11 protein-coding genes are annotated in these 18,624 nt (G+C 58.0%); 8 read left to right on the forward strand and 3 right to left on the reverse strand.

Translation table 11 applies throughout. The annotated features are described in order from the left end of the window. Nucleotides 1-58: 58 nt before the first annotated feature. Together J3T93_RS05045 and J3T93_RS05050 are read left to right on the forward strand one after the other, a co-directional pair. On the forward strand, nt 59-5,086 hold the full coding sequence (locus tag J3T93_RS05045) for a Spy0128 family protein (protein WP_267430794.1): 5,028 nt from the start codon (nt 59-61) through the stop codon (nt 5,084-5,086). 236 nt (nt 5,087-5,322) lie between these two features. Next, on the forward strand, nt 5,323-5,739 hold the full coding sequence (locus J3T93_RS05050; RefSeq protein WP_267400445.1) for a glycerophosphodiester phosphodiesterase: 417 nt from the start codon (nt 5,323-5,325) through the stop codon (nt 5,737-5,739). 74 nt (nt 5,740-5,813) lie between these two features. On the opposite strand, the gene J3T93_RS05055 is transcribed toward J3T93_RS05050, so the two are convergent. Both J3T93_RS05055 and J3T93_RS05060 read right to left on the reverse strand, forming a co-directional pair. Further along, nucleotides 5,814-6,584: an MIP/aquaporin family protein gene (locus J3T93_RS05055; protein WP_267400443.1), complete on the reverse strand. Its 771-nt coding sequence runs from the start codon at nt 6,582-6,584 to the stop codon at nt 5,814-5,816. 260 nt (nt 6,585-6,844) lie between these two features. Further along, nucleotides 6,845-10,339, reverse strand: coding sequence for an SNF2-related protein (locus J3T93_RS05060; protein ID WP_267430796.1), 3,495 nt, complete (start codon nt 10,337-10,339; stop codon nt 6,845-6,847). A gap of 88 nt (nt 10,340-10,427) precedes the next feature. On the opposite strand from J3T93_RS05060, the gene J3T93_RS05065 reads away from it, so the two are divergent. From J3T93_RS05065 to J3T93_RS05080, 4 genes are all read left to right on the forward strand, one after another. Further along, nucleotides 10,428-11,972, forward strand: coding sequence for a DHA2 family efflux MFS transporter permease subunit (locus J3T93_RS05065; RefSeq protein ID WP_267430798.1), 1,545 nt, complete (start codon nt 10,428-10,430; stop codon nt 11,970-11,972). 101 nt (nt 11,973-12,073) lie between these two features. Beyond that, the gene (locus tag J3T93_RS05070; protein ID WP_267430799.1) at nt 12,074-13,309 is read left to right on the forward strand and encodes an FtsX-like permease family protein; all 1,236 of its coding nucleotides are present in this window, start codon (nt 12,074-12,076) and stop codon (nt 13,307-13,309) included. After that, a complete protein-coding gene (locus tag J3T93_RS05075; protein ID WP_267430800.1) occupies nt 13,306-14,316 on the forward strand; it encodes an ATP-binding cassette domain-containing protein in 1,011 nt (336 codons plus the stop codon). Before J3T93_RS05070 ends, J3T93_RS05075 begins: the two co-directional genes overlap by 4 nt. 156 nt (nt 14,317-14,472) lie before the next feature. Then, the gene (locus tag J3T93_RS05080) at nt 14,473-15,591 is read left to right on the forward strand and encodes a hypothetical protein (protein ID WP_267430801.1); all 1,119 of its coding nucleotides are present in this window, start codon (nt 14,473-14,475) and stop codon (nt 15,589-15,591) included. 14 nt (nt 15,592-15,605) lie between these two features. Here J3T93_RS05080 and J3T93_RS05085 read toward each other — a convergent pair whose 3' ends face one another. Beyond that, nucleotides 15,606-16,883 carry an ROK family protein gene (locus J3T93_RS05085; RefSeq protein ID WP_267430802.1) on the reverse strand — a complete coding sequence of 426 codons (1,278 nt, stop codon included), beginning with the start codon at nt 16,881-16,883 and terminating at the stop codon, nt 15,606-15,608. Nucleotides 16,884-17,003: 120 nt separating this feature from the next. On the opposite strand from J3T93_RS05085, the gene alsE reads away from it, so the two are divergent. Together alsE and alsK are read left to right on the forward strand one after the other, a co-directional pair. Then, complete coding sequence (gene alsE / locus J3T93_RS05090) at nt 17,004-17,714, forward strand: D-allulose 6-phosphate 3-epimerase (RefSeq protein WP_267430803.1); 711 nt, start codon at nt 17,004-17,006, stop codon at nt 17,712-17,714. Then, nucleotides 17,707-18,615, forward strand: coding sequence for an allose kinase (gene alsK, locus J3T93_RS05095; RefSeq protein ID WP_267430804.1), 909 nt, complete (start codon nt 17,707-17,709; stop codon nt 18,613-18,615). Before alsE ends, alsK begins: the two co-directional genes overlap by 8 nt. Nucleotides 18,616-18,624: the final 9 nt, after the last annotated feature.

Genomic DNA, 18,624 nt, shown 5'->3' on the forward strand with positions numbered 1-18,624 from the left:
TGAAGGGGATGCCCCGGCCCGACGCCCAAGTCGGTCGTCGGCGCTCAAAAGGAGAAACGTGGCAAAGGGTAATTTGAGCGGAAAAGTCCTGGCCGGCCTGTTGGCTATGGCCACGTTAATACCCACTATGGCCTTAGCCGATGGTGGACAGACAGCTGATGCCCAGACCACCACCTCCACATCAACATCTGCAACGACACAAGCACAGCAGACATCGTCCACGTCGACCCAAACCTCGACTCCACAGTTAGACGCTGCCACGTCTGGAGCGACCCAAACCACTCAGAAATCGACCACCCCGAACCAGGCCGCGCCCATACAACCCAGCAGAAGGCCGACCGCCAAATCGGCAATCAAGGACATGCTGGACACCGACGACGCCGTGGTCACCACACTGTCCCAAGCATCCCGCTCCACTGGCACGGCTCCTTTCGACAACGACAACAACCCCGGCGACGACCACGATGCAGACAATGACATAGTGCGCACTTTCGATAAGGTGTCCTACACCTACTCTTTCGCCGTAAATACCCGCAACGAGACAACCAGCTATCGCCGAGGCCGAATTGGCTTCCAATTCAGACTGAACCAACCTGAGGATCAGGTCACCTTTGATGTGGATTCCATGGGCTGGGTGGACACTACGCCGGAATACCAGCCAAAGCAAACTACAGAGACCATCGACGGTCATCCGACACAGGTGCTTACCGTTTACAGGCTACTCACCGCCCCACAGAATTTGCCTACCGTTATTCCGGGATCCTCCAGCGTCACTCTGGTCCTCCGGGTCCGAAGCATGCCCAATGGCAGCAAATTCGCCCCCGAGGTCCAAGCCTGGGGCGCTCCGAATACCACCACCAAGACCGATCCTGCTTCAGCCACATCCGATCAGGTCACCGTGTCGGCCAAGCTTAATCTGAACCTGCGAATCACTGGCGGAACCAATGAAGGCTCCGGCAACCAAACATTCGACTTCAACACCCCAGCCGCCAGCAATTACCCCAACCATGAGCTAGGTAAGCGCAAGGGGATCATCAGCAAGTTCAACTGGGCCGTTGACATGCGTTGGCCCGATCGGACCAAGGGCCTCAAGGGTCTGGATGTTCCCACTGGCCCCATTACCTTTTCCCTGTCACTGAGCAATTTGTGGCAGACCGCTGGCGGAGATGCCTACCCGAAGATAGCGGATCTGCAACCCTACTTCTGGGACATCGGCACCATCGACGGCGACTTCAACAACAGCGGACGCAACACCGGCGATCAGGGCTGGAGACCCACCCTCAGCAACTATGGCTATGCCCGATCCACGGGTGGCACGGCTGGGAAGGACCAAGTCCAAGGCAATGGTCAATACACCGTGGCTGAACAGCGCAACAGCCAGGGCCTCAGGCTGGACCTGACTTTGAAGGACTATAAAACCAACGACCCCTTCCCCTACCTGGGACACACCTATGCACCAGACGCCAAGTGCACGCCTGCCCTGGCCTCGACTGACTGCACGCGACAGGAAGTGGCCGAAATCTCCACTGGTTACCTATATGTCTTCAACCCCTCCACTGTCGACGGCAAGGACGTGGCCAACTACTATGGACAGACCGGTCTCAGCTTGCAGAGCAAGGTCGACGACGGCAACCTGAGTGCGAAATCGCTATCAAACCAGTCTTTACCCTCTGCCACCGGCCCCACGGACACGTCAAACCAAACCGACCAATCCGATGACATGTGGCACAACGTCATCTTCGTGCTAGGCTCCAGCACAATAAAGGCAGGCATCAGCAACATCATTCAATACAGTTGCATGACGGCTCCTAACTATTTTGATGACGGCGTGGACTGCGGGTGGTGGACTGCTCCTGACAATCTACGGGGGACCGACTCAGCAGTCGCAGGGACCAAAGTGCGGGTAACGGCCGGTTTTAACTTCAAAACCAGCAAGGCTGATCTGCCTCTGCTGGGAATGTCCTTGGTCAAGATCGACCCAAAGGTAGTTGGACTGCCAAACTCCGACGGTCTGGATCTTCCCTGGGGCAACGGCATCTGGCAGAACGGCAAATACAATGATCCAACGAGCGATAAAAACCCGTTGCTGGATCTGGTCATGTACGCCACCAAACCCGACGGAAAGGACTGGAAAAACGACACTGAGCAAGCCAATGCCGACATAGAGGATCTGAACTTTTATAGCACGCAGGAGGATGCAAAGAAGCATGGCACGGTTGTAGGCATGCTGCTGGGCGGGCGCACCGCCGCGCCCTCCAGGTTTGCCGAAGAGAATTCCCGATTCGGCTTCGGCGGATTTGTGATCAACGTCCTCCCCGATGCCAAAGTAAGTTCAGTAGCCCAGCTGACATCAGTTTCGCGCACTTTCACCCGCAGCCAATTAGCAGCTATGGCCGGGTTAAGCCCCGAGAACTCCAGCGATCAGGAATGGGAGGAGTGGGCCAAGAAACAGAACCCCTACGATCTGGCCAAAATCAAATCTCCCGTCTTAGCCACGTCAGTCGGAGGCTATACCAAAGCCAACTATGACCAAATAAACGGTTACCTGGGCGGAGACACCGGCGGCAATGAACACGGGGACAGCCTCTATGTAGCCGGCGAAACCAACACCATCTCCAACGCCGTGGCACAAACAAGCACCAATTCCAAACCCAAAGAATACTTTGACATAGACAGCGATCAACGGTTCGTTGACTGGCGGCTAACCATCAACACCGGCACTTCAGCTTCCCAAGCCAACAAGGGCGCCAAAACCGAACTCTACATCACCGACAAACTGCCAGCAAAGCTCCACTACATCCCCGGAAGCGCCCGATTGGGTGGCACATATACGGAAGCCACGCCTGAAATGGGCCACATAGAGGGCGGAACCGCCTGTGAGCCATCAGTGAGCACGGACCCCGGAACCGGAATCACCACTCTGTCCTGGACACTGACCAACATCCCTGTGGATGGCAACAACCGCGTCATCCACTTCTCCACCTCCCTGGGTGACCTGACTGACCCCAGCAAAGACATCGGCTCCAACGAAGACCTGACGACCTCTGCCACAGTTCAGTCAAAACAGAATATGTCCCAGCCCAACACATACTTGAAGACTGCCGATTCCTTCACCATCCACGCTTGGCGGACCAACACAACCACCCTTTCCACCTCGGCCGTACAGGACACTAATGAAGTCGGTGCACCAATCGGCTTCACCAACATGCTGAGCAGCACCTCAGGCAGTGGCAAGCAGCATCACTATGCCATCGACATCATGCCGTACAAACAGACAAGCGGTAAACCCGACTTCCACGGGGAACCTACTTTTGCCGATATGAACGTAAAAGCTTCGGCGGGGGCTAGTCTGATCGGAATCACCATCCGCTACACCACAGATTCTCGATGGCAGGTCAATGACACGAGTTCCATACAATCCCAGGAATACCTCTCTTGGGACGAGGCTGACTTCAACACAACAAGTGGCGAAGTGAAAATGCCTGCAAACGTGGTGGCCTGGGCCTTCATCATCGATGGGCAGCCCAACCAATTCCGCTATGACATTACTTTCCATATAAATCCCGGAAACAACTCCTCCGGCGACCTCTATCGGAATCGCTGGGGCAATGCACTGAACCAAATGCCGGCTCAGGCCATGGTTGTTCAACGTTCCATCAGTGGCATCGTATGGTACGACGTCGATGGGGACGGCACCCGCTCTTCGGACGATATTCTGCTTAAAGATGTCAAAGTTACCCTGCTCAACGATACTGACGACAAGCCCGCCAAGTCGGTCGTCACCCCACATGATGATCTGAGCACAAAATCTGATTCCCAGGGCAAGTACGAACTGACCAATATACCGGCAGGGCAATTCCACCTGCGGTTCGACCCCGCTCCGAATACGAACTGGACCCACCTGTCTACGACAATCCAAAAGGCCAGCGGAGCCAGCCCGAGCGAAAACTCCTCAGCCAGCGACATACTGGAGAACGGAACCATGAAAGGCGCCGTCATCAAGGATATTAAGTTCCAGAAAGCCGAGGATATGGTGGACGCAGCCAGCCAATCCCTGGATTTCAACAACTGTGGCCTGACAGGAACAATGGACACCAATGAGGTGTCTGCCGGAGTCAAAGTACAGATCCAAGGCAGGAACTGGCTCAACTCAGACTCCTTCACACTGGCTATCGAGCCCCTGGATAGCGCACCGTCCGCAGCGTTGCCCAGCCAAATCACCATAGACGCCGACAACAAAAATGCCCAGGTGCCCGTCAACGTGTCTGCTCTGCCCGACGATGACAGCTACGAGTATCGTATACACCAGGAAACCGGCTCCATTCCTGGCCTGACGTATGATCAGAGCACTGCAATCCTGACCATCACTTTGACAACCGATGCAGCTCAGTTACAACGTACCGCCAAGGCGCAGTGGACTGACAGCAAGGGCAAGAAGATAGACACGGCGGCCTTCACCAACACCTACCAGGCCAAGCCGGCCAAGCCCGTCATCACCGCCACCAAGCACCTGCAGGGCCGGGACCTGAAAGCCGGGGAGTTCACCTTCCACCTGTACGACGGGGAGACCGGCCATGAAGCGGGCTCGGCATTCAACGACGCCCAGGGCAGGATCGCCTTCAACGACCTGACCCTGGACCAGCCCGGCGACTACCACTACACCATCCGCGAGGACCAGGGCAGCCTGCCCGGCATCACCTACGACCGGCACGCGGCCACGGTCGACGTCCACGTCACCGACGACCTCAACGGCCAGCTCCAAGCCACCGTCACCAGCAAGGACACCACCTTCACCAACACCTACCAGGCCAAGCCGGCCAAGCCAGACAACTCCGGAGGACATGACAAGCCGAATCCACCGGTAGAACCGAGCAAACCGGGCCAAACCAGCGATAGTCAAAAACCGGTGCCAGAAAACCAATCTTCTGATGACCAAGCAAAGCCATCTGCAGATTCCCAAGCCCTAGCCGCCTCAGGCTCAGACATGGTCATGCCTGTAGCGCTGGCTATCGGCGCTGCCGTCCTCGGCCTGGCACTGATGTGCCTGTTTCGGCATCGCAGGGATCAGGATGCTGACTTGGGCTGATAGTTCCCCGCATACGAGCACAGCTGGACCTATTCTTCGTTAGTGACAGGCACCCATGGCGAACCTCACGGTTCCCTGCACCTATCTGCAGGCGAAATTTGGTATTCTTGCAAGTGGAAGGAATCTTGCATCCAGAGGTGACCGTCGACGATGGATGGTCACCTGAACGGTCATGGCCCTGCATGGTCATGATGTCGATTGTCACACGTGCAGGCCGTCAGACAGAAAGGTCAGTCATGGCAGACGATACAGTCATTGTTGTTGATACTTCCATGTTCGAAAAAGATGCCGCCGCGAAGACCGCCAAGGCCAACGATGTCGCCCGCAAGTACGGCATCAGCGACGAGGCCCTCAAGAAGGTCGAGGATTACAAGAATCAGCTGAGCTATCACCAGGCATGGGATCTGCCATTCCTGGGCTACGTGGACGAGGACGGCTACGGATATGCCTATGTACCCAACAAGGCTGTCGCCGCCGATGGATGGGATGCCCATAAGGCTTTCCTGGACCTGCCTGATGATGTCCAGACGGCCTTCGCCATCCGCATGCTCTTCACTCACCGCGACGTCGACCGCCATGGTGCCGAGATGTTCCTTCACCATGGCCGCGGGCTGACGGTCCGCTTCCAGGAACCCACCTCAACCAGCTACTGACCTTGAGCTGACCGACTCACTCGGCCCTCGGTCCTGTCCTCCTGACGGAACCGAGGGCTTTTCCATGCCGACGATCAAGGCAGAAGCCCCATCCAGACAGGCGCCAGCACACCTATGCAGGCTCCGATGATCGGCCCGGCAAAGGGTATCCAAGCGTAGCTCCAGTCCGCATCCTTCTTGCCGGACATGGGCAGAAGGCAGTATGCCAATCGAGCGGAAAAGTCACGTGCCGGATTCATGGCCGCACCAGAAACCCCGCCGAGGGCCATGACCAGAACCGTGATGACCAGGGCCACGCCCAAGGGCCCAACCTGGGTAGGCGTCCCCCCATTGAGGAAAACCCAGGTAACCAGAATGGCCGTGCCGATAGCCTCCGATGTCAGATTCCAGAAATTCGAACGTATAGCAGGCTTGGTGCAGAAAACCATGAGTTTGGTATCTGTATCGGTCGGAAGTTCGAAATGCTTGCGAGTACCCAGGTAGCCCAGGCAGGTGCCAAAGAAAGCACCCAGGAACTGGGCGGAAATGAAGATGGCCACATTGGCTAAGGTGACCGGAATGCCGCCCTTGCCCATGGCCAGGCCGTTCAAGGTCGCCTGTGGATCAATCCAGTGACCGACTACCCTGGCCAAAGTCACGGCCGGGTTGAGATGGCCGCCCGTTTTCCACCCTGCATATACGCCTACATAGACAGCAAGGCCCCAGCCCAACGAAGCGTTGATCCAGTCGGCTCGATAGGCCCCTGTCTTGGGAAGCGATCTGCTGGCTGCGACCATGAAAGCGATGGCCATCATAAGTGCTGTGCCCAAAAACTCTGAGCAGAACATCTGCATGCCGTTGATCATGCTCTCTCCTCCAGCTTCCCGTCATCAAAGGAGCTGAAGATGGCCAGGCTCCCATAACCCGATAATCGACCGCTGCGAAACCACCAAGTCCGAGGTGAAGCAACCGTCAATCTGCTCATACACATAGTCTTTCGATTTGACTACTGCATCAAGAATAACCGGAACCGTAACCCAAGGGCCTCGCCATCGATGATGACACCGCATTCAAGGCCGCTGACTATTAGGTTCAAGTAGATTTTCACATCAAGATGCGATCAAAATCAGCCCAGAAGGGCCAGGAGGTCTTTTCTGCTCAGCCTGGCCACGCTGGCTGCACCGGTAGAGGCGGCAGAATCGACAAAGCGCGATGCCAAGTCGCTCTTACTGTGCTGCAGGTTGAGGATACGCTCCTCGATGGTGTCCTTGGCTACGATCTGGTAGACGTTGACGTCCTGGGTCTGACCGATCCGGTGGGCGCGGTCGTTGGCCTGCTCCTGGGCTGCGGCATTCCACCAGGGGTCCGCATGGACCACCACGCAGGCTCCGGTCAGGTTGAGCCCAGTGTTGCCGGCCTTCAGGGAGATCAGAAAGACCGGCGTGGCATCCCTATTGAACTGTTCCACCAGCTCCAGCCGCCGCTTCTTGGAGGTGGCGCCAGTGATCAGATCGTAGGGCACGTCCAGCCGACGGAGCCGTTGGGCTATCAGGTCCAGGTAGGAGGTGAACTGGGAGAAGATCAGCATCTTCCGTCCGGCATCCTGACAGGAGACCACCAGATCCTCGATGGCATCCAACTTGGCCGAATCGCCGCGCCGGTCCCGACCTTGATCCTGGTAGACCAGACGCGGATCGCAGCAGACCTCCCGCAGCCTGGTCAGCTGGGCCAGGACCTGGATTTTGCCGACCTCGTACTCCTGATCCCTTTCCTTGTTGAGGGTAGCCCTCAGCTCCTGCTCAAGGGCTGCATAGAGCTTGCGCTGCCGACCCTGCAGGGGCACGCTGATCACGTTTTCGATCTTCTCGGGCAGATCCGTCAGCACCTGGGACTTGAGCCGGCGCAGAATGAAGGGTCCCACCAGGGCCTGGAGCCGGGACTGGGCATCCTGGTCGCCGCTGAGTATGGGCATTTCGAAGCGGTCCCGGAACCGAGAGTATGGACCCAGCATCCCCGGCATCAGAAAGTCGAAGATGCTCCAAAGCTCAGACAGCCGGTTCTCGATGGGTGTGCCCGTCAGAGCGAACCGGTGTAGGCTGTCCAGAGCACGTACGGCACGGGCGGCCTTGGTGGCGTGGTTCTTGATGTACTGGGCCTCATCCAAAACCAGGGCATACCAGGGCAGACTCCGATACCGGTCCAGGTCCCGCCTGAGCAGATCGTATGAGGTAATCAGCAGATCGTAGGACCCGGCCTGATCCAGCAGAGCCTGACGTTGGCTGCGCCCTCCCGCCAGGACCGCTACCCGCAGATCCGGCGTAAAGCGGCGGCACTCGGCCTCCCAGTTGTAGACCAAGGAGGCCGGGCAGACAATCAACGAGGGTCCCCTATCCCTGGCCTGATCCCGACGGGATAGCAGGTAGGCCAGCATCTGTATGGTCTTGCCCAGACCCATCTCGTCGGCCAGAATGCCGCCGAAGCCGCGGTCGCTCAGGGTGCATAGCCAACGCAGCCCTTCTGCCTGATAGGGTCTGAGCTGCCCGCGCAGCCCGTCGGGAACCTTGAACACCTGAGGATCAGGCTTGCGCTCCTTCAGATAGTCACGGAAACTGGAATCGCGATCCTGCTCGGGCATCAAAGCATCCAGGTAGCCCAGCTGGAAGTCAGGCACCCGGACCGGCCCCTTGGCCAGATCAGCAGGGTCAATGCCCAGGTCTTCAGCCAGGGTGTCCACAGCATCCGTATTCAGATCAGCCAACTCGACGAAGGCCCCGTTGCGCAGCCGATGGAAGCGGCGACGACGGCGATGGTCAGCCAGGATGGCAGCAGCCTCCTCGGGCCGTACCTCATCGGCGATGGGCGAGATCTCGACCAGACCGGAGCGCACCCTGACACCCACGCGGATCTGCGGATGAGAGACGACGCTCAGTCCGTCGAAGGCCGGGGTGGAGAAAACCCGCCCCAGCCCCTTGAGCACGGGCAGACCCCGGGTCAGCAGGGTGTGGATGGCCTCCTCGTTCTCCTCGGGGATGCGGGCCAGCCCCTCCTCCATCAGAGGAAAGTAGCGGCGAACCGTCTGCCGGGCCAAAGACTCGCTCTCCCGATCCCTGCCGGGTTCATCCTCCGAGGCGGGATCAGCACCGACTGGCAATAGACGATCCCCGTAGCGAGCCTTGAGATCGCAACTGACTCCCTGCCGATCCCTGTCCAGGTAAAGCTCGATCCTGCAGGGCGGCCGCCGCCGGGCATCCAGCTCCTCGGGCAGACTGGCGGAGAGCCCAGATCCTTCATGGGAACCCTGATTCAGGTCAGGCAGGACGGTCCGGGCGAACAGATCCAGGTCGTCGGCGTCCAGATGCAGATCCCGATCCTCGCCAGGGCGGCAGAGGGTCTCCAGCAGGTCCCGATGACGCATGAAATGCGCGCTGCAGCGGTGGATGACCGGTCCCGGATCCAGCCCTATGCCGGGCTGTGAGGGGCGCACGATAACGAAAGAATGTGCTTGGCCTACAACGAAGCGTTCCACGGCCAGGGCATGGGTGATCCGGTAGCCATCCGCCTCCTTGCTGACCGCGATGCCAGGGTCCGGATCTCCGCCAACTACCGGGGCAGGCATGGTCTGCAGGAAGGAATCCTCGGGAGGCGTGTAGTCCAGGGTGAGTCCAGAGTCCACGAACAGGTCGAGGATCTGCGCCACCTCGTCGTCGCTGAGCCGGATCCCCGACAATCCTGCACGGGTAAGACGGCGGCGCATGCCCCCCTCCTGCTCAGCCAGACTACGGCGGATAGCACCGGCCCTTTCCAGAATGGTCAGCAGAGCCTGGGCCCGGTCATCAAAAGTGTCACGAGAATGGATGAAGGCCAACCGCCGTCCGTAAGACATGAATTCGCCCTGGTCCACAGCGCGCAGCAGGGCCGACAGATCCTTGACCAGGTAGGCGACCCCGTGGGAGGACAGAGTGATGTGCAGACGGACCAGCCAGCCTCCGCGCTCGCTGGTCAGGTCGGGAATCAGCCCGACCGAGCCGATGGGCAGGTGACGGCCACCAACCGGCCCGTTCTCCTGCTTGAGCAGGCTCAGCTGGCGGTCACGAAAGGCCTGCCGCCGCCGACCCTCCTGCCGGTGCATATAGGCTGCCAAAGGTCCCGAAGTTGACCGGGCGGAACCGGTCCGACCCTGATCGCCGGCCCAGTCATCCGATCCTGCAAAGGACTGGCTGGACTCGTTGTAGGCCATGATCAGGGCGACCACATGCTTGCAGGCAGGACCCTGACGCCCAAAGGCCCGGCAGGTGCAGGAGGAGTCGATGACCCGATGGGCCTGCTCATCCAGCCGAGCCTGGACCATGCAGTCACCGTCTGGCTGATAGGTGGCGGGCACACGTCCCTTGAGAACGGTCAAAGCTCCCAGGTGCCGTAGGCGCAGGTCCGTAAAGCGGCAGTCATCCAGCAGTTGATGGGCGCGGAAGTAGGCCTTGCCGCCCAATCGACGCAGAGCGGCGTCAGAGATGGTATCCGGGTCGCCAAAGGTCCGCCCCTCCTCGTCGTCGCCCGGATCATAGAAACCATGGCCTCCTGAACCAACGGCTCTTGACCCGTAGACCGTTGCATGCCAATCCACACGCACCCTCCTTATGGTCTCTGACGACCATTCCCGAGCATAACCTTTTCCACCCCGATGCGGCACGCCTTCGGCGAAGCGAGTAGACATGCCGACTTACGAAAAGATGACCACCTCCCTAAGATGGCGTGCTGTTTGTCTGAAGAAGGAGATCATTATCGTGCACAACACGTCCACCCCTGCCTCTGTTCACCGGTCACGACCGGCCGTCCCCCATCCCTGGCCAGCCATCGCCGCGCTGATGATCGGGGCCTTCGTGGGCATGCTGAGCGAGACCTCGCTCAATATCGCCCTGCCCAACCTGATGGAGAGCTTCCAGATCCCCGCCTCAACCGTGCAGTGGCTGGTCACGGGGTACATGCTGGTCATCGGCATCGTCCTGCCCTTCTCCAGCCTGATCTCCAAGTGGTTCACCACCAGGCAGACCGTGATCTTCGGCCTGGTCGCCTTCCTGGCGGGCTCGGTGGTCTCGGCCATGGCCCCCACCTTCCCCATCCTGCTGACGGGACGGCTGATCCAGGGCATCGGCACTGGCCTGATCCTGCCGCTCATGTTCACCGTGGCCATGCTGATCTTCCCGCCTGCCCGTCTGGGCACGGTCATGGGCATGTGCGCCCTGGTCATCATGTTCGCCCCGGCAATCGGCCCGACCCTGACCGGGATCATCCTGGGCAAGCTGACCTGGCACTGGATCTTCTGGTTCTTCACCCCCTTCCTGGTGGTGGCTCTGATCTTCGCCGTCTGCTTCCTGAAGAACGTAGGAACCATCACCCACCAGCGTCCCGACCTGACCTCTATTCTGGAGTCCATTGTCGGCTTCGGCGGACTAGTGGCAGGAGTCAGCCTGGCCAGCCGTTATGGATGGCTCTCCCCGGTCACCCTGATCATTCTGGTTGTGGCCCTGGCTGCACTGGTCCTCTATATTCGTCGCCAGCTGGGCCTGGAGCACCCGGTGCTCAACCTGCGCATCTTCTCCATCCCGGCCTTCCGCTACGGTGCCACCCTGGTCATGCTGGACTTCGCAGTCATCCTCTCCTCCATGTATCTGCTGCCCCAGTTCCTGCAGCGGGGACTGCTCCTGCCCGTAGCCATGACCGGCATACTCATGCTGCCCGGCGGCGCCATCAACGCCCTGGTCTCAGCCTTCGCCGGCCGGCTCTATGACGGCTTCGGAGCCCGAATGCCCGTCCGCTGCGGATTCCTTGTCGCCCTGCTTGGCACGGTCATCCTCCTTTTCACCGGCCCGCACACCCCTGTGGCCTTGGTGGTGGCTGCCCACATCATTTTGATGATCGGCTGCCCTCTGGCCATGTCGCCAGCCCAGACCTACGCGCTCAACTCTCTGAGCGGCCCGCAGTCCGGCGACGGAAGCACCATCATCAACACCATGCAGCAGATCGTAGGAGCCGTGGCCACAGCCATCACCACCTCCCTGCTGGCCATGGGCGAGGGGCAGGCAACCGGTGTTGATAAAGCCCAAGCCTTCACCAGGGGCACCCACTACGGACTGGTCTTCACCTTAGTGCTGATTCTGGCTGCTCTGGTCGTGTCCCTGAAGGTGCGCAACTTCTCCCACGCTGACCAACAGGAGGCCGAGCGAGACATTCAGCAAGCTCCAAGTTCGCACCGCTAGCTTGGGAGCGTCCCTGGCTAGACTGGAGGACGGTGACCGGACTTTAGGCCCGCCATTGTGGGCCGCCCGGTCATCCCTGGAACGCTATCAGGAAGGGTGTCATGTTCGTTCTCAAGAACGCCTGGTTCACCATCAGGCGGCATGCGGCGCGGAGCCTGGTCATGGTTCTGGCCTGCCTGGTCGTGATGGCTCTGGCCACGACGGCGGCCACCGTGCTCCAGGCTGACACCAAGGCACGTACCACAGACTACGAATCCCAACAGGTGGATGCCGTCATCAGCCCGCGCAGGGGAACCAAGGTCTCCCCCCTGGGCTGGAACGAGTATTCCAAGTATGCACAGCGCCTGCAGATGGACGGCATGCAGTACAAGGCCTACTTCCATGAGACCGCGAACATCAGCCCGGAGGGGCTGCCTCAGTCAGGCACCTACTCCCTGGTGGGCGTCTCCGACAAGGAGGCCGAGCCCACCCTGCCTCACGGCCCCTTCGTGCTGGACCAGGGCAAGGGGCTGGACTACGCCTCGCAGAATGCCTCCGGTACCCAGACCGTACTGATCTCCAAGCAGATGGCGCAGGCCAACAGGCTCAAGGTGGGCGACACTCTGGCCATCAAGGATCCCCGCCAGCAGGATCAGCAGGTCAAGCTGACCGTCTCGGGCATCTATCACTACCGCAAAACCGCCGGCCAGGCAGCCAACCGGGCCATCTACACGGCCTACCCCACCTTTGCCATGCTGGGGCTGGATACAGCCAGCAAGCCGGGAGACCCGGGCCACGAACTGCTCGTGGCCTTCGTCCTGGACTCGCCGAGCACCTACCAGAAGTTCATCAAGGAGATGCGCAAGGACGGGCTCAAGGCTTCGCAGTACGACATCGACTCTCCCAGCCTGAAGGACTACCAGCGGCGGATGGAGCCGGTCCACCAGGCTGCCGGCCAGGCGCGAACCACCATCATCCTGGTCTGCTTGCTGGGCGGGCTGATTCTGCTGGGCTGCCTCTTCCTCATGCTGCGCGGCCGCGCCAACGAAATCGGCATGGCCATCACCATCGGAGTCCACAAGGCCCGGCTGGGCTGGCAGTTCGCCCTGGAGACCCTCTTGCTCGCCCTGACCGGACTGGCCCTTGGCCTGGTTCTAGGTGCCGTGATCAGCCGACCGCTGGGCCGGGCGCTCTTCCGGCTGGGGAGCCTGGCCAGCATGCCTCATGCTGGTCTGATCTGGAAGATGATCCTTATCGGCTTGGCCGTCTGCCTGGCCCTCGCTCTGGCAGCAGCCGCCAGGGTAGCGGCCTTCAGAACCGCCCAGCTATACACCAACGACCTGGAGGACGAGGCATGAGTGAAAAGACATCGGACCAGCAGCCTAACGAAGAGTCCCAGGAAAAGGCTGCAACCATGACCGCCGACCAGGCAAAGACTGGTCAGAAGCAAACTGCTCAAGCGTCGGCCGATGCTGAGCACGAAACCAGCGAGAATGCCAGCGCCGAACCCCTGCCCGAATCCGGGGAAGGGGCAGCTACTCAGACCAACAAGAAGTCCGAGGAGGAGGATTCTTCGGAAGAAGATGTCTCGCTGGCTGCCTTCAAGGTGGTCATCGAGCATGAAGATGCCGAAGATCTCGACGGCGGACAGGAGGAGGACCCGCTGCTGGAGACCGACGACCAACGGGTGCTGGTTCCCGGCGGCTACCCGGTGCTTTCCCTGAAACACGTGGAATACACGCGCAAGATCCAAGGTCGCCCCGAACAGATCCTGGACGATGTCAATCTGGCATTCCAACGTCGCCGCATCTACTCGGTGGAGACCACCTCCCCTTCCGTACGGGCCGCTCTGATGGCCCTGATGACCGGCCTGCGCGCCCCCACCCAGGGCAGCGTGCTCTTCCGGGGCACAGATCTGCGCCAGTTGCTGGCCTCCGACTATCGCGGCCACCAGATCGGGGCCATCTTCGGCACCGATGCCCTGAGGCATGACCTGACCGCCGTGCAGAATCTTGTCTACACCATGGATGCCAGCGGGCGCACCTTCCTAGGCCCCAAGGACAATCTGGCCCGTCACCTGCTGGATGAGGTGGGCTTCCCGGAGCGTCTGCAGGACAAGCTGACCGCTGATCTGGGCCCCTTGGACTTCCGCCTGGCATCCGTGGCCCGTGCCCTGTGCTGCGAATGCGACGTGCTCATCGCCGACGAACCCACCGAGGGGCTGGAACCGGGCGACTGGGACACCCTGCTGGCCACACTGAAGCGGGTCTCCCGCCGTCATGACTGCACCGTGATCATCCTGACCTCAGGCGGTTCGGACACCGTAGACGAGGGCACCTACGACGACCGGTTCATCGTCGATTGAACCCCGACCTTCCGGGCCGGGGACGGACAGCACTACACTAATCTTTGTGAAACTGTTCGATTGATTTATTTTCCGAGTTACTTGGGAATAACCCAGTTCCCAAAGATTGCGCTGTGATCAGCACAATCGACATAACATCCGAATCGGAGGGCTTACTTGAACGCTATCCCAACAGCTGAGCCCAGAACCGAATCCGACAGTCACAGCCGACCCAGCGCTAAAGGGTTTGGTTTATCCGGACCATTGACTTGCCATGTCATCTCACACAGCGAGTGGATCGCTCAGACCGTAATTGAGCAACTTTCAAAGGTCAGCCATTGGCATCTGGATTGGCAGAACGGGCTGTCACCGACATCCGGCATAAAGGCGGGCGATGCCCTCTGGATTGACCCAGGACTGTTGATTGCCCAGAATGCCTGGCTGAAATCGTTGGGACATCCTCAGCTCAAGATGCTGTCCCCTCCGGCCAATTGGCTGACCTTCCTGGACAGGAACCTACTGGGAAGGACGGTGTTAGTTGCCAAAGTTGAAGACATCCGCAGCTGGTCGGAGCTACCCAGAGAATTAGGTGTCAGACCATGGTCTCAAGTGGCTGGTGGTCGCGTACCGACTTTCTCAGCCGCACGTCGCAATTTGGTACAACTACAGGAGGGTCTAAAACAGGCACCCCGAGATTCATTAATACAAATCAGTAGTCACCTGGAAGCAATCGACCAAGAATGGCGCGTGGTTATCTTGGATGGTCGAGCCGTGGCCTCAAGTGGATATTGTCGACACAAGGGTCCTGATAGTCGCGATATCATCACCGTCTTTGATGGGGCTCATTTTAGCGAGAACATGCGCGCCCCGGCTGAAGAAGCAGCTATCTTTGCCGCCCGACAGGGGGGCATTGACGCAGTATGCCTGGATATAGCCTTTCTTGCTTCCGCCACGTCGGAAGCCGGTCGCAAGTCGGTGCACCCGTTAGTCCTTGAAGCCAACCCAGCATGGTGTTGCTCACCATATAACTATGGCCTTGACGGCACTGAAGGCTTCATGGCTGCCATCCAAGCTGGACGTATTCCTGAATCAGGAATAGCCTACAATCTAGAGACCAATACTGTTAAAGGATGCGAAAATAAATCAGTTGCGCTGAATAAGTTGCAACATTACGGGCAGACCATTCCCAAGTCACAGACCCTCTGCCAAAGCAACCGGATGACCCCTTACCACCCTGATTCCTGGATGGTCAGTCAATTTCACTTCCGCTACCGTACATACTGGGGACACAAGTGATTCCTCATCAGCACTTAGTTGTGTCTCTTGAGCAAGTACCTGGGTGAAAGGGTGGTCTTTACGCCCAGCACCATGCATCCCACCACACCTGCCAAAGGCCCTATCGAGCTCCTTGAGATAGTCAAATTGCGCGAAGCCAAAGGTCGAGTCAATTGATAGACACTCGTCCTGATTTCCGTTAGCAGTTCATCACTGTTGTCGACCAGTAGGCCCGAGATCACCACCTTATGCGGATTGAGCACATTGCAGACATAAGCAATCGCTTGACCGATAGATCGGCCAGCATTGATGACCAGCTCTTGAGCCAAGGCATCGCCAGAGCGGAGGCGTTGAATCAGTTCTTCCACATCATCGACTCTGCTCTTGGGACGACGTTCATTATAGGCTGCGATAATGGCAGGGACGGAAGCGGTGGTCTCCAAGCATCCTGTCATGCCGCACCTGCACCTCCTCCTGTTCTTAGGATCAAATGAGGTATGGCCCAGTTCACCGGCAGAGCCATCAAACCCATGCAATATGTGATCTCCAGTATCGATAATGCCCGCACCAATGCCAGTAGCAACCTTAACCGCTATCACAGGTCTCTGCTTCACCGAAAGAACGGAAGCCTCACCAAGTGCCCTAGCATTAACATCGTTTTCGACCGTAACCGGGCATCCCAGCAGCTCTTCCATAGCCTTATGGGCATCGAACATGTCCCACCCAGACATGATAGGTGGTCTGAAAAGCCTATCCGCCTCCTTATCGATCCGACCTGGCAAGTCGAGAACACAGTGGCGAAAAGGCCTGTTTCCAGCAAATCGCATAGCCAGATCTCGAAGAATTTGACACACCTTTGTCAGGAACTCGCTCGGAGGCTCCGCCTCAAGGTCCATGTGTGCAGTATGATAACCGAGCAGCCTGAAGTTCATGTCAGCTATAGCGAAGATGGAATGTTTAGCTCCCACATCGGCTATTGCCAAAACGCCTATTTCTGGAGAAATAGCAATTTTGTGTGCAGGCCTGCCACTTGACGATTCTATGACTCCGTCCGCCGTGATGATCCGTTTGCGCAACAAGTAGTTCAGCCTGGAAGTGATAGTCGACCGAGATAAACCTGTAACTCTGCCCAAGGCCGCCTTGCTCTGTGCTCTTCCTGAGGCTATCAACTCACAAAGCACTGATAAGGTCAAATCTCTATCTGCCATAGGAAGCGACATTCCAGGCATAATGGTGACCGGTGGCAGCCCATCGATTTCATCACCGGAGCAGACCGCTTCCTCTTGTTTTAGTAAGTTCCATACTTCTGTCATAGTTATGCTCTTTTTTTACATATATACGTCGTTGTGTGCATTTATTTAGTATTTTACACTGAAAAAGTTCATTGAAAACACGGCCGTTAACACAGATCTGAATGAACAGAAAGGCAGACGATGAAACGCAAACTACCTCATTTTGCAGTCTCATTGATGTGCATGGATCTGGCGCACCCGGCTGACCAGATCTATCAACTCAACAAGCATGCATACTCTTTCCACTATGACCTGATGGATGGCCATTTTGCCCCCAACCTGGCCTTGAGCCCGGATTGGATCAGGGCAATTACTCCCTATAGCAAAGTCCGCAATGACATTCACCTTATGTCGGATGAACCCGAACGATGGCTGGAACCGCTGGCACAGGCGGGCGCCGACATCATCTCCCCTCATGCAGAAACTATCGGCAACAATGCGTTCCGGATCATGAACCAAATAAAAGAGCTGGGCTGCAAAACCGGGTTAGTTATCAACCCAATGACGCCCTTCGACCAAGTCAAGCTCCTTCTGGACAGAGTAGACCTACTGACTTTCATGACCGTGGACACAGGTTTCGCCGGGCAACCTTTCATCAACGAAGTACTGGGAAAAATCCATCAGGCCTATGACTTCCGAAACAAGGAGGGCCTGCAATATGAAATCCAAATAGATGGGCACTGCTGTCCAAGCACCTTCGCCAGAATCGCAAACAGCGGAGCGGATACCCTGATCCTAGGCAATGCTGGATTGTTCAGCCTTGACCACGACTTAGACCGCGCTTGGCAACTTATGGAAGAATCCTACCAAGCAGCTGTGGAGTCTGCGGAATCGGCAGGCATCAATGAATGAACCTGAGGCGCTGATTCTCGGCATAGATTGCGGAGGCACCCATCTGCGTATGGGGCTGGTCAATTCCGAATATCAGGTGATCGCCGCGAGGGTATACAAAACCCAGGAGACTCTGAAAGGCATAGACCCTGTTGCGGAATTAGCCAACTGCATTCGACATTACCTGCACAGAAACCTTCCTGAAGGAAGCAAACTTGAAGCCATAGCGGCCGGCTTTCCATCCATGGTGGCAGCCGACAGACAGACTATAATCGACACAACATTTATCCCATCCTTGCAAAACATCAATGTTTGCAAAGGCTTGAGCGAGTTCAACGTTCCTGTCTTTGTCGATAGAGACGTGAACATGCTCCTGCGATATGACGCCAAGAGGCTCGAACTTGACCCGTCCAACGCCTGGCTAGGGTGCTACATCGGCACGGGATTAGGTTGTGCGCTGGCAGTAGATGGAAAAATTCTGGCCGGAAGACATGGCGTGGCAGGAGAACTTGGGCACATCCCCGCTCGGACAGGTCTTCATTGTGGATGCGGCAACGACGGCTGCATTGAGACAAAAACAGCCGGCAATACGCTGACAGGTATTATTTCAGCCGAATACGGCCCAGACGAACCCATAGACCAAGCGTTTGCGCGCCACGGCTCTGAACCTTTCATGCGGGAATGGCTGGATTACCTAGCCCAAGCTATTGCCACCGCCATCAACCTGCTTGACCCTACAGCAGTAGTGATTGGCGGCGGAGTTCCTCAAATGACGGATTTCCCCAAAGATGACCTCATGGATCGGATTCTTCGTATGACGCGAAAACCCGTTCCAGCCGATGACCTCACCCTCCTTTACCCACCGGTCAAGGCTGATGACGGCATCATTGGCGCCGCTATCTATGCCAGACAGCATCGATGAACAAAAGTG

Origin of the sequence: Bifidobacterium sp. B4111, from assembly GCF_026537235.1 — a bacterium.
In the GTDB taxonomy this organism is placed as follows: domain Bacteria; phylum Actinomycetota; class Actinomycetes; order Actinomycetales; family Bifidobacteriaceae; genus Bombiscardovia.

Excerpts from the sequence above, each read along its gene's own strand:
- J3T93_RS05050 (WP_267400445.1), top strand. The coding sequence starts at position 5,323 with ATGGCAGACGATACAGTCATTGTTGTTGATACTTCCATGTTCGAAAAA.
- alsE (WP_267430803.1), top strand. The coding sequence starts at position 17,004 with ATGAAACGCAAACTACCTCATTTTGCAGTCTCATTGATGTGCATGGAT.
- J3T93_RS05070 (WP_267430799.1), top strand. The coding sequence starts at position 12,074 with ATGTTCGTTCTCAAGAACGCCTGGTTCACCATCAGGCGGCATGCGGCG.
- J3T93_RS05065 (WP_267430798.1), top strand. The coding sequence starts at position 10,428 with ATGCCGACTTACGAAAAGATGACCACCTCCCTAAGATGGCGTGCTGTT.
- J3T93_RS05075 (WP_267430800.1), top strand. The coding sequence starts at position 13,306 with ATGAGTGAAAAGACATCGGACCAGCAGCCTAACGAAGAGTCCCAGGAA.
- J3T93_RS05085 (WP_267430802.1), bottom strand. The coding sequence starts at position 16,883 with ATGACAGAAGTATGGAACTTACTAAAACAAGAGGAAGCGGTCTGCTCC.
- J3T93_RS05055 (WP_267400443.1), bottom strand. The coding sequence starts at position 6,584 with ATGATCAACGGCATGCAGATGTTCTGCTCAGAGTTTTTGGGCACAGCA.
- alsK (WP_267430804.1), top strand. The coding sequence starts at position 17,707 with ATGAATGAACCTGAGGCGCTGATTCTCGGCATAGATTGCGGAGGCACC.